Source organism: Natrinema gari JCM 14663 (genome assembly GCF_000337175.1).
GTDB classification, from domain to species: domain Archaea; phylum Halobacteriota; class Halobacteria; order Halobacteriales; family Natrialbaceae; genus Natrinema; species Natrinema gari.
This window is the reverse complement of sequence record NZ_AOIJ01000085.1, coordinates 1-11,563: the sequence shown is the minus strand read 5'-3', so window position 1 is coordinate 11,563 and position 11,563 is coordinate 1. Positions and strand designations below refer to the sequence as shown.

General features: G+C 57.9%; 8 protein-coding genes, 2 tRNA genes and 3 pseudogenes. 5 read left to right on the top strand and 8 right to left on the bottom strand.

From position 1 onward, the window contains the following. Window positions 1–114 precede the first annotated feature (114 nt). Window positions 115–267 carry a hypothetical protein gene (locus C486_RS22530; protein ID WP_008458828.1) on the top strand — a complete coding sequence of 51 codons (153 nt, stop codon included), beginning with the start codon at window positions 115–117 and terminating at the stop codon, window positions 265–267. Window positions 268–551: 284 nt separating this feature from the next. Here the strand turns inward: C486_RS22530 and C486_RS18240 are convergent. The 3 genes from C486_RS18240 to C486_RS18230 all read right to left on the bottom strand — a co-directional run bounded on the left by C486_RS18240 (window position 552) and on the right by C486_RS18230 (window position 2,716). Next, window positions 552–622, bottom strand: a tRNA-Gly gene (locus C486_RS18240). A gap of 164 nt (window positions 623–786) precedes the next feature. Continuing rightward, window positions 787–1,731 (bottom strand): hypothetical protein, encoded by a 945-nt coding sequence (locus C486_RS18235; protein WP_008458827.1) that lies wholly within the window; start codon window positions 1,729–1,731, stop codon window positions 787–789. A 298-nt stretch (window positions 1,732–2,029) separates the two neighbouring features. Beyond that, the gene (locus tag C486_RS18230) at window positions 2,030–2,716 is read right to left on the bottom strand and encodes a class I SAM-dependent methyltransferase (protein ID WP_008458823.1); all 687 of its coding nucleotides are present in this window, start codon (window positions 2,714–2,716) and stop codon (window positions 2,030–2,032) included. A 684-nt stretch (window positions 2,717–3,400) separates the two neighbouring features. Here C486_RS18230 and C486_RS18225 point away from each other — a divergent pair. Next, window positions 3,401–3,472, top strand: a tRNA-Ala gene (locus tag C486_RS18225). A gap of 278 nt (window positions 3,473–3,750) precedes the next feature. Further along, entirely contained in the window at window positions 3,751–4,041 is a 291-nt protein-coding gene (locus C486_RS18220) for a DUF7563 family protein (protein WP_008458819.1), read from the top strand. Between the two features lie 233 nt (window positions 4,042–4,274). Here the strand turns inward: C486_RS18220 and C486_RS18215 are convergent. Beyond that, window positions 4,275–5,093 (bottom strand): annotated as a pseudogene (locus tag C486_RS18215) (site-specific integrase); the annotation flags it as partial. Window positions 5,094–5,987: 894 nt separating this feature from the next. Between C486_RS18215 and C486_RS18210 the strand changes: the two are divergent. Next, window positions 5,988–6,437, top strand: a complete 450-nt coding sequence (locus C486_RS18210; RefSeq protein WP_241432544.1) for a hypothetical protein — start codon at window positions 5,988–5,990, stop codon at window positions 6,435–6,437. Between the two features lie 328 nt (window positions 6,438–6,765). Further along, window positions 6,766–7,381 (top strand): annotated as a pseudogene (locus tag C486_RS20660) (IS6 family transposase). A gap of 35 nt (window positions 7,382–7,416) precedes the next feature. On the opposite strand, the gene C486_RS22960 reads toward C486_RS20660, so the two are convergent. The 4 genes and pseudogenes from C486_RS22960 to C486_RS21195 all read right to left on the bottom strand — a co-directional run. Beyond that, window positions 7,417–7,614 (bottom strand): DUF7534 family protein, encoded by a 198-nt coding sequence (locus tag C486_RS22960; protein ID WP_083866062.1) that lies wholly within the window; start codon window positions 7,612–7,614, stop codon window positions 7,417–7,419. Between the two features lie 650 nt (window positions 7,615–8,264). Next, complete coding sequence (locus tag C486_RS18200) at window positions 8,265–9,110, bottom strand: hypothetical protein (protein WP_152419206.1); 846 nt, start codon at window positions 9,108–9,110, stop codon at window positions 8,265–8,267. Between the two features lie 423 nt (window positions 9,111–9,533). After that, the gene (aroA, locus tag C486_RS18195; RefSeq protein ID WP_008458809.1) at window positions 9,534–10,838 is read right to left on the bottom strand and encodes a 3-phosphoshikimate 1-carboxyvinyltransferase; all 1,305 of its coding nucleotides are present in this window, start codon (window positions 10,836–10,838) and stop codon (window positions 9,534–9,536) included. Between the two features lie 120 nt (window positions 10,839–10,958). Then, window positions 10,959–11,474, bottom strand: a pseudogene (locus tag C486_RS21195) (DUF2092 domain-containing protein); the annotation flags it as partial. Between the last annotated feature and the right edge of the window lie 89 nt (window positions 11,475–11,563).

Here is an 11,563-nt window from a genome sequence, read left to right as displayed (position 1 = left end):
CCCGCTCAGAGATGTGTATAAGAGACAGGCATCATCTTTCGAACGATCGCTGCCGGGTTCGTCTTCGGGCTCGTCGTCTGGGCGGTCCTCCCGCTGCTCGTGCTTCCCGTCTGGATGGACACGGTCGGCGGCAGCGGCGGGGCCAACGCCCTCACGTCGACTGTCACGGGCAGTCTGTTCGGCCACCTCCTGTTCGGCACCGTCCTCGGGGCCGTCTTCGCGGCGACCGTCGACCTCCACGACAGAACGGCCGAAACCCCGTTTTGAACTACTACGCGACCCTACTACGATCGAAAGACCGTCGCACGTTGCGATCGCAACCACTCTTGGCGGCGTTTGTTTCCGCGTCAGCGGGTGAGCATGTGCTGTGTGGGCCGCGCTTCGAATCCCCGCCAGACGGTCGAGGCTCGCGATTTCGTTCGTCGAAGGACTGCGTGGACGGGATTTGAACTACGCGAAGACGGTCACGCTCGCTGCTCACGCGCTGTGACCTCTCTAATTCGAATCCCTCTTCCGATTGCCGTCGCTCACGAATTTGCTCGCGACAGCAATGCGCGGACCGGGATTTGAACCCGGGCCATGAGCTTGGAAGGCTCAGGTCCTACCACTAGACCATCCGCGCGCATCTCCGTTTTTCCGTTCCTCCTTTAAGGCTCTTCCTTTTCCGATCGACCATCGGCTAGCGATTTCGTCTCGGGCCCGTTGCCGCGCCGAAAAATAGCGGGCCTGCCAGTCTCGATCGCTCCGCCTCGAGCGAGCGCTCGCTGCGCCGGCGACGGTGGGGCGTTACCGCTCGAGGAGCGTGCCGGCGGAGCCGACGGCGATATCGACGGTGCCAGTGGCGATCGCCTTCAGGTTCTCGCCGACCGGGGTCTTGGTCCGGGTCCACGTGCCGCCCTCGAGTTCGAAGATCGCACCGCCGCTGCCGACGGCGTAGCCGGTGCCGCCCTCGGTTTCGATGTCGAAGAGGGTGGCGTCGCCGAGGCTCTCGGGGACCCACTGACTCCCGTCATAGGTGAAGACGGACGCGTTGCCGCCGCTAACGCGGACGTCGTCTTTTGCGTCGCTATCGAGGCCGTAGTAGGTGACGCCGGCGTCTTCGATGCCGATCGGGTCCCAGGTAACGCCGTCGTCGGTGGCGAAGACCTTACCGTTCGTATCGATAACATGACCCGAGCGCGTGTCGTAGAATTCGATGGCCTTCAGCCCGGAGCCGCTGCCGGGGACCTCGTAGTTCCAGGTGCCCTCTTTGCCGTTGTCGAAGCTGTAGTGAATCGCGCCGGAGTCGTCGGCCACGTACACGTCCGCTTCGCCCGCGGGTCCGGTAACGGAAATGTCGTTGAAGTTCGCGGTGAAGTCGTTGGGTGCCGAGCGGTCGATCAGGTTGCCGGTGGTAACGTCGTACTCGCCGACCGCGCCGCTTGCACCGACGATCCAGAGTCGCTCACCGTCGTCAGTGGTGTCGGTCCCGTAGAGGTCGTTCCCGTTGCCGGAGGGACCACCCTGCACGACGACCTCCCAGCCGTTGGCGGTGCGTTCGATGACCAATCCAGCGCCCGCGACCGCGTGGGGGTTCGTGGCCGTGTCCGAGACATCGTAAAGCGTAGTGTCGACCGGGGTCTCGACGACCGTCCAGTCGGACTCGGCAGCGGAAACCGTCGCGGGGATAGTAGCTGCGGCAAGCGATGCGCCTGCGACCTTCAGCGCCGAACGTCGGGTGAAGTCCGTCATAGCGCATCCGAGGCTGGTGGCGAGACCTGCATAAAAGCTGGACGTTCTTCAGACGATTAACGTCCGTTCCGGACGTTTTACGCCATTTTATTCCGTTCTCACTGACTGGTACTCGGCCGAAAAACAGCGGCGTCAGCGGGCTACAAATAGCAATTCAAATTTCCGATGGTGACTAGACACAGGACGCGGCACGATCACCACCGGGGGGATTCGACATGCCGGTCGTCGCTCCGCTCGGTTCGCGAACGGTGCTCGGCGACTGGGTCTCGAGTCACCCGGGGCCCAGACTCGAACCTGACTACCCGGTCGGCTCCGCGCCCGCGACCGTCGCGTAACAGTTGCCACTCGAAACCTCCGACGCTCGGACCGCGAGGTCGCTGTCGGCGAGATCGACTTCGAACTCGTCGGGAGCGTAGATGTGATAGAACCGGTCGACCGGTTCGCCGCCGGGGAGGGTCCACTCGACCGTCGTGTCGAACCCCTCGGTCGCGTCGAACCGGTCATGGGCGGTCGACCACGCGCTGACGAGCGCACGTCCGTCGGGGGAGAGCACCCGTGCGAGTTCGTCGAGGCTGTCCCGCCGGGCCGCCCGCGTCGGCAGGTGATGCAGCGTCGCGACGTAGACTGCGATGTCGACGCTGTTCTCGGCCAGCGGCAGCGTTGCCGCATCGCTCTGAACCAACTCGACCGCGAACGCGCGCTCGCAGGCACGGTCCCGGCCCGTCTCGAGCAGACCGCGGCTGACGTCGAGGCCGACGACCGACTCGCAGTCGGCGGCCAGCAGTTCGGCATGGCGGCAGTTGCCACAGCCGAGATCGAGACCAACGCCGTCGCGCGCGTGGGCGTCGACGAAGGCTTCGACCTCGGGCCAGGCGTACTCCCGCGTGGACGCGAAGTGAGTCGCGATCCGGTCGTAGGTGTCGCGTACGTCCTCGCGTCGGGCGACTTCGTCTCGGTTCGACTCTCGGTCCTGATCGCCGGCCATCGTCGGCTTTCCTCGGGGGACGCGCAAAAAGCGTTCGCAAAACCGCCCCGATTCCGGGCTCGGTCACGATGCCCATCACGAAAGTCTCCGCCTCGCTTTCCCGTTACTTCGGAACGCTCCGTGCTGCCCGTCACGCGCCGTCGGTCACAGCTGCCGCGCTTCGTGGGGCGTGAGTCGACAGCCACACGGCCCGGCGACGTGCGTCATCGGGCCTCGAGTCGTGACCGTGATCACCTGACTGTCACAGTGGGGACACGGCGGAAAGCTCGAGTGCCCGTCCGACTCGGCGTCGGTCATCGTGACACCCCGTCGGGGAGCGGTCGCTGGCTCGAGCGCGGACGATACTGGCGATACTGCTGTCGTGCGAGACGTTTATGTCTCGGTAGAATGAACTGGAACATGGCTTGCAAAGCCGTGGTAGGTTTGGGAGCCACGTCTCAGGTGCTCCAACACTCGGGACATTTCAACGCATGCCCCCCGCGGTGGTTTCGGAAACGTAGCTTCTATCCGGATAATGTCCGTACTGTGACCTATAGCTACTGGAAAGATCGACTCCCGCGTTTCCGAACGGGTCCGCTCGAGGCCAGTCCGAGGGTTCACCGGTTCGAATGTGGGTCCGTACCGGGGTCTCGAGGAATTCGAGGGGTTTATCTATTCCCGACGGGAACTGTGGGATGCGTACGAGGGCTCGTAGATCAGGGGTAGATCACTCCCTTGGCATGGGAGAGGCCCCGGGTTCAAATCCCGGCGAGTCCACTCGAAATTAACTGTTGTCTCGAGGGTTCCTAAAACTCGAGTAACAACGCTGTCCGTCCAGATATCTGTAGAATCGCGTTTTTCGAGCCATCCATTTTCAACAGAGTTCACCACGGATCCGTTCGGACCCCGCCGCTGTCCGGCGGTCAATAGAGGGAGGTGGGCCGCATGAGTCTCGGGAGAAGTTCCGAGTACCGGCCTATCTGTGCTTTCTGTGGGCTTTCCATCAGAGAGCCTGAGCAAGATTGTCCCGCGCTCGAGGAGGGGGTGTGCCGGCCATGATGCGACTCGATGTCAGAACCGACCAGGATCAGTGCCTTTGTTGTAGCTCACACGTCACGCCGCAGTTTCGTCGTGGGTTCGGTGATGAGGGTGACCGCGCTCACCGCTGCCCTAAGTGTGACACCTACGAGCGGCTTTCCGAAGGCAGCGCTGCTGGTCTCGACCTCGAGATTCCGGATCCTCTCGAGGATCCGGCTCGGTTCCAGCCTGCTTTCGAGGATCTCCCGGAGAACGTGAAAGCCGCGTGTCAGCAGGTCGCGACCGACGGGGGTGAGGTCGATGGGTGATCAGTCCACGGCCGGTACTGAACAGAACGGACTCATCTACATCTACTGGGCAGCGTGTAAGTCGTGCGGCTACACGACCGCCCTACACGGGCGTGCTGCATGCCCTGACTGCGAGTCCACTCGAAATTTGGTGTTCCAGGCCTTCTACTTGCCGAATTCCGTTCCCTAAGGGTATTCTGACGGCTATCGATACGACGGTGCTAACAGCTGCTTGTGTGAGAGTCATGTTCCTGCTATAGGTCTTCGATGAAGTCGCGTCGCTGTTCCATCTTCTCACGGTCTGTACGGCGGTCGTAGTGGCGATCGAGGACTTCCGAAGACACGTCACACCGATCGCTGACGATCTTCTCGGGAATGTCCTCGCGGAGCTGGTAGGTGATCGCGCCGCGCCGGATCGTGTGCGGCGAGAGGCTGCTCGGGCAGTCGTAGTAGTGTCCGTACTCCATGGCTTCGCAGTCATTCGGATCGCGGTCGTGAGGACACTCCCCGACCATGCAGGGTTGGGTAAGCCGGTATACCTCCGAGCGAATCTGTCCGGAACTCAGTCGGCCCTGGTCGCTCGTGACGAGCGGCTCGCGGCCGTGTTCGTCTACGACATCGTGGCGGTGGAAGCGGATGTACTCGTCGAGGACATCGCAGTAGTAGTCGTCGAGCGCGATCGCCCGCTCGGCTGGCCCCTGGTTCTTGAGCGGCGTGCCCGTATCGGGACGGTGCCGTAACCAGAAGCACTGCTCGTCGGGCTCGTAGTCCTCGAGGTCGACTGCGCGAAGGCTCCCAAGACGAATCCCCGTGTGCCAGAGGATCGCCATGATGACGTGCTCGCGGCTCGCGCGCTTGTACCGCTCGAGATAGCCGATGATCTTCCGGGCACGCTCGGTATCGACCATTTCGTCGCGAGCTTCGTCACCGCGATCGACATCCGACAGTTTCACCCGCTCGCGCATTCCCGGTTCGACGGCATCGATGGACGCACAGAACTCGAGGAAGACGCGCAGCGTTGCGAGTTGCCCGCGAAGCGTGACGACGTTCACGTCCTGCTGTCGCCACACTTGGTTAATTGTCCGCGAAGACTGGGTTCTCGGACACTGTCATCGTGTTTTAGTATATCGGTATTCGAGCATTCCTCCCGCTAGAATTGATCCATAGAATCCACCAAAGCCTGCCCAATAACGCCGAGTATCAATGCCGCTTCCGGCAAATAGTGCTCTATGAATTCCACGATTGTAAGAGATAAATCATCCGGATTATTCTCTGACATAGTTCTACAATGAGGTATAATACTGTTATTAATAAATAATATTATACCTCCGGACTTGGATTATCATTCGGATATATCACAAATACCTCCCATGTTCCCGCGTCCGTCTGCGTCACCCGTACTGGTTGATCTTTCGCGTTCCCATTCCAAACGTCTGAAGTTCGTTCTTCGGAAGTACGACACCCCCTAACTTGTACCAACTGATGGATCGGCATGGCTACATTTTCAACCGATCCTGAGTCTGTTTAAACATTGGTCGCACTAGTACGAGACTCTGATATTCCCGACCGCTATCACTCGCTCGAGAGACCCATCTGAGCATGGGGACAGACAACCCGCCACGGACTGACGAGAGGCTTCCCGATAAGATCTACCACGAACGAAATACACTCTTCACTCTCGAGGAGCCTGATAATTTCGTCGATCGTCTCGAGTAACTCGTCGGGGGCAGTTAAAGGGAGGGAACATGGCTCGAGGGACCGTGATCCACCGATACTATCAGCGAGTTACTCCGACTCGCATACCCAATTAGTTAGACAGTTTTCTTTCCCGTTGGACGACGACATCACGGATCACGTATAGGGAGGGCAGTTGACGTAGACGGTTTTTGGAACGCATTCCCAATATGATTAGTTAATATTGCCTAGACATAAGATTTAATAACTGACGTGTGATGTATTCAGGTGGAATGGGAAGAAATAATACAACCCGACGTAGTGTCGTTCGTAACATCAGTGCCGCTGCAGTGGGATTAGCGGGCATCTCCGGAGCAGTAGCAGCAGACAAATCTTCCGAGGACGAGGAACCCGTCAAACCAGCCGGCACGAAGGCCTTCGCGATCCGATTCGAAACGGAATCCGACGACGGTACTCTCGCCTACGAAGTGACTGTTCCTGATGAAGATGCAACGTTAAATGACGTTGAGGATCATTATCTCGGCAACGATGATGTCACTAGGAACAACGGCGAAACCACCGTTGAAGGTACTGTCAAAGGCGTATCCCCGTACTACGACGAGATTCAGTTCGACACTGAAGACGGAGAGCGACCGGCTGGCGACGAGTGGTGGGATGCAGATGCTGGGCTGCAAGTCGAACTAGACACACCGTCTGGCGCCGAAATCCTTCAGGAAGGGTAGAAGCACAACAGAGTCCTGGGATAATTCGAATCATATCCCAACCATTCACATATTTTCATTAATTATTATAAATATGTCCCTTTATCAACCTGTGTCTATGTTTTTGGCAACTTCATCCTGGCGACGCTTTCTAGTTTGACCTGTCTCGGCCGATAGTATAAAATTGCAGCTAGTTTTGGTCGGTAGATACTCAGCGGATTCTCCACCGATACTTACTATTGACTCCAGACTGCCTGTTCAACCCTGCTGGCTTCGCGGACACCGCGAGAGGCTAAACGTCTGCCTCTCCTCGTAGGGCGCTGTTTCGTTAAGCGTGAAAAGTGAGGCGGTGCGATTTTATGATGACCATGCCAAAACCGACCGCCTCAGCGGGTGTCGCGACTGGGTTGATTTGAGTTTTGTGGAGCGAGAGCGGACACCACGCCAGTTGATGGAACTTGGTATTCGATTTCACCTTGCGGGACTATCGCTTTCGAATACCGTTCGGGGAGTTGGAGAAGTTCGGTGTCGAATGCAGTCAAAAGGCCGTTCACGATTGGGTTCACAAGAGCGATCTACAGCCAGCTGTTGACGAGAATCCGAATCACATCGCGCTCGATGAGACGGTGATCCAACTTGCCGAACATCGCTATTGGCTGTACACTGCTGTTGACCCAGAGACGAACAAGATTCTCCATATCCGGCTGTATTCGACGACTACGACCGTGTTGACGGAACGGTTCCTGAAGGAACTCTCCGAGAAACATACTCTCGACGACGCCGTGTTTCTCGTCGATGGAGCAAAACATCTCCAAACTGCACTCCGCCGATTCGGACTCCGATTCCGATACGAAAAACATGGAAATCGAAACGCTGCTGAACATGTCTTCCGAGTGATAAAGCGTCACACCCCTTCGTTCTCAAACTGCTTTAGTCACGCAAAACCGTCAACAGCAGAATCATGACTTCGGTCCTTCATCGTCTGTCACAATGCTACAAACTAAACGCGACCGATGTAATTGAACCCTCCTCTATAGACAAGGAGATACGAAATAACCATCATAACGGGTGCTAATGGTAAATAGTAGAAAATTTGCGTGAACGGGTCAGGAGGTGCTACTATCGATACAATCATGAATGCAAGCATATTCGTTACAAATATTCCAGATAGAAAACACCAAATGACAAAACAATCCATATTTAATAATTTTATATTAGTATAGTTATGTGTAATTTTTACTATTCTCTCATCCTCCACCGAAACGGAAGAACGGGCATCTGAGTACCCTGTACTTACCACTGTCCTCGAGGGCCTCCGTCTGAAAGGCCGAATCCGCAACGACGAACTGATCACCGGTCAAGCGAGCGGTCGCCGCGCTCATCAAATCGCGAACGGCCATCCGTCGCCATCGGAGAAGAGGTCGTCTTGTAGTCGAGTTGCCTCGAGCGCGATTTCCTCGTTGCACTCGAGCGAATGGACGCGTTTCAGACGGACTCTTGTGGGGTCGAAGCCTCGAGCAACTGTGCGACTTCGTTCTGGCTGAGACGGACCTGCATGTCGCCGCGGGTCTCGTGCTGTTACAGATTCATGGCGTCCGGGTTGCCTGCATTCCGAACAAAACCCGCCGGGAATCGAATTTTTTGGTGGGGCTCGCGGGGGAGACCAGGCAGATTCTGTCCGACTCTCATGCAAGTTCGCGGACACAGTACTCACGGTGAGTCGAGATGTGGAATTAACGCTGACACTTCTACCACCCGCCGGAGATGTTGCTGGAGTCGTGCTGAATAGAAGGTGCAGATTCTCTCAAGCCGTATTGGTTTATTTTGGAGCATGCCGATTAAGACCGTTCAGATCGCAGCCCAATCATTGTAGAGAGCTACGTAAAAAAGCAAATTATGTGCGAAAGTGACCCAAATTGGCCAGACAATCGTGTCTAGCCCTTGATCCGCATCCAAAATGCTGGAAAACAAACTATATATAATATTCAAAACACGCTCTGATATAAATCTCAGGAGGTTAATAACGCCAAGAGTGAACAATAATACTGTAGTGAAGTTGAAAATTATATAAAGAAGCTGTTCACCAGGAGGGATTTCTTTAGGGACAAATGGCTGGCCTAATTCCGACACTGGAGCTTGGAATATGATCGCCGCAGTATTAAAAAGAAGGTCGATCGGGACATTACCGAGATAGGGTATGAACCATCGATTTTGTAGATATATAAACCGATAAAAGGTGGTTGAAAGTAATAGCGAGAATAAAACACCTGCGGCTGTGAATATCTTGACGAGCTTCCAGGAACGGTACTCACTTTGTTTGACCTTTTCGAAGAGTATTAATTGGATTCCTGTTGACATCTCATCCACATAATACGGAGGAACGAACTGTTCCCATATCAATTCCAATACCTGCTTCGTTTTTTCTAGAACTCGGATCCCGATCGCCAGAACGAATGCATTTACAAGTGATGCGTTGAGCCAAAGAATCCACAACCAGTAGAGAGGCAATTGGACTGAGTTAGAAGGGAATACAAATCTTCTCAAAAATAGCCCGAGTAATAATAACAGATCAGGAATCACCACCGCATATATTCCAACAACTCCGATCGAGAGAGCGAATGAAACCGGACGAGCGACTGTTACCAGTCTCTTTAATACAGTTGCAGCGTTGATTTCGTGCCGGAGACGAATCATAAGTGGCTATGTATAGTCTGATGCGTTATTTTTCATCGAGACCATATTATTGCTTCGTTCATATTTCCATCAAACATTCAAATCCATTAACGAGGTAAGGGAGAATCGTGGGGAACAAAACCTCTGTCTTCAGTAGATCGTCTCTAACAGATATTATATAGGGGACTATTGGCTCCGGTAACGCCCTCCTCTGTACTTACCGCTGTCCTCGAGGACAGGTTCGTGGACACTACGGAACGCTAAGGACACGGATATATCCGTCTCTCTTCGTAGTGGTTCCTCAATCAGATGCCGACTCGATTTCTCGAACTGTTTGCGCAACGCCAAGGCAGAACCTGTCGATGAGTGGGTGAGATGGATCGCCTTCGCATGGAAGCGGCGTCTCTGAACACGACCCCGGAACGTGACAGGCGGCCCCGTCGACTATTTGTCGGCGTCGGTCTCGAGGGTAACGCCTAACTCCTCGAGCATGCTGAAGAAGCCGGGGTACGAGACGGCGACGTGGTCGGCCCCCTCGATGACGGTCTCGCCGTCGGCGACGAGGCCGGCGAGTGCGAGCGCCATGATGATTCGGTGGTCCGCTCGGCCGCGAACGGTCGCCCCCTCGAGCGTCGACTCCGTGCCGTGGATCGTCAGCGAATCCGGTTCTTCGGTCGTCTCGACGCCCAACTTCCCTAACTCCGCGGCCATCGCGCTCACGCGGTCGGTCTCCTTGTACCGGACGTGCTCGGCGTTCGTGATGTGGGTGTCGCCGTCCGCGACCGCGCCCAGCGTCGCGATCGTCGGGAGCAGATCGGGTGTGTCCTCGACATCGACCTCGATTCCGGAAAGCGGGGCCGCCGAGACGTCGATCGTTCCCGCGTCCCGATCCCAGTCGACGTCGGCACCCATCCGCTCGACGAGCTCGACGATGGCGCTGTCGCCCTGCGCACTGGGATGTGCGCCCTCGATGCGGACGGTCGCGCCGTCGTCGCCGGCGATCGCCCCCGCAGCGAGTGGGTAGGAGATCGACGAGAAATCCCCGGGAACCGCATACTCGCCGCCCACGGGCGCGTACGACTGCCCACCGTCGACTTCGAAGCCGGCGTCGGTGTGGCGAGCGTCGACGCCGAAGTCGGCGAGTGCCTCGAGCGTGATATCGACGTACGGCGCGGACTTGAGTTCGGTCTCGAGATCGATCGTGATCCCGTCCTCGGTGACCGCACCGGCCAGCAGCAGGGCGGTGATGTATTGGGAGGAGACATCGCCCGGAATCGAGACGTCGCCGCCCGACAACGGGCCGGTGACGACCAGCGGTGCCTGCCCGTTCCCGCGGGTACTGTCCGCCTCGGCCCCGAGATCGGCAAGCGCCTCGAGCAGCGGCCCCTGCGGGCGCGAGCACAGCGATTCGTCGCCGGTCAGCACCGTGGTCCCGTCCGCGAGCGCGGCCGCGGCCGTGACGAGTCGCATCGTCGTGCCGCTGTTCGCGCAATCGATGACGGCCGCCGGCACGTCGGGGCGGCCGTCGAAGCCGTCGATCTCGAGGACGCCGTCTTCGGTCCGGGTTACCTCGCCGCCGAACAGGGTGACTGCGCGGGCGGTCGCCCGCGTATCCGCGCTCCAGAGCGCGTCGCGGACGGTCGCCTCGTCGGCGTAGCCCGCCGCGAGGATCGCCCGGTGTGTGTAACTCTTCGAGGGCGGTGCACGGACCGTCCCTTCGACGTTCGAGGGCGTGATCGTGACGTTCATGATCGCTCTGTGGGGTGGCCTCGCCTTACCGATACCGATCCCACGAGTCCCCATCAGGACGACCGGCCCCTCCTCGGCCGACTCGCTCGCCGTTCGCGGCTCCCGCCCGTCGCGAACCGGTTATCGACACCCGATCGACGCGGCGATCTCGAGCAGGGGTGTATCGTCGGTCAGACACGTGACCTCGTAGTTGAGTCCGTCACACTGCCAGAAGATGCTCCGTTTCCCGCCGTCGCGGCGATAGGCGGTGTGGCCGTCGAACTCGATCGGCTCCAATACGGCCGTATCGATCCGTTGTACCTCTTTGACCGCAACGTAGAGTTCGCGCGCGACGACGTTCGGATCGTTGTACCACAGCGTCGTGGTCGTTCCGAACTGCTCGGCCATCTCGACCACGGTTATCCGATCGAGCACGTACGCGTCCGGAAGGGTCGGCTCCGGGAGGTCGTACGGCGCGAACTCCTCGGCGGCCGACCGCGATTCGAAGACCCCATCGGGGCCAACACCCTCCGTGATGACCGTCGCGTCCGTCGGCGGTTCGTACGTAAACGTCCCCGGCTCGAGCCCCGTATCGAGCGCGAGGTCCTCGTAGGCGACGGTCAGTTGGTGGTAGACCTCGCCGTCGATCCTGGTCGTGCATTCGTCTTCAGTTAAGACTCACACCTCGGTTGTGTAGCGGTAGCGAGCGTCTCTTGTAAGATCGGTCGCTGCTTGTGGATCTTTTG

Coding starts and splice junctions, on each gene's coding strand:
- C486_RS22530 (WP_008458828.1), top strand. CDS start 115: ATGGACACGGTCGGCGGCAGCGGCGGGGCCAACGCCCTCACGTCGACT.
- C486_RS18235 (WP_008458827.1), bottom strand. CDS start 1,731: ATGACGGACTTCACCCGACGTTCGGCGCTGAAGGTCGCAGGCGCATCG.
- C486_RS18230 (WP_008458823.1), bottom strand. CDS start 2,716: ATGGCCGGCGATCAGGACCGAGAGTCGAACCGAGACGAAGTCGCCCGA.
- C486_RS18220 (WP_008458819.1), top strand. CDS start 3,751: ATGATGCGACTCGATGTCAGAACCGACCAGGATCAGTGCCTTTGTTGT.
- C486_RS18210 (WP_241432544.1), top strand. CDS start 5,988: ATGGGAAGAAATAATACAACCCGACGTAGTGTCGTTCGTAACATCAGT.
- C486_RS22960 (WP_083866062.1), bottom strand. CDS start 7,614: ATGGATTGTTTTGTCATTTGGTGTTTTCTATCTGGAATATTTGTAACG.
- C486_RS18200 (WP_152419206.1), bottom strand. CDS start 9,110: ATGATTCGTCTCCGGCACGAAATCAACGCTGCAACTGTATTAAAGAGA.
- aroA (WP_008458809.1), bottom strand. CDS start 10,838: ATGAACGTCACGATCACGCCCTCGAACGTCGAAGGGACGGTCCGTGCA.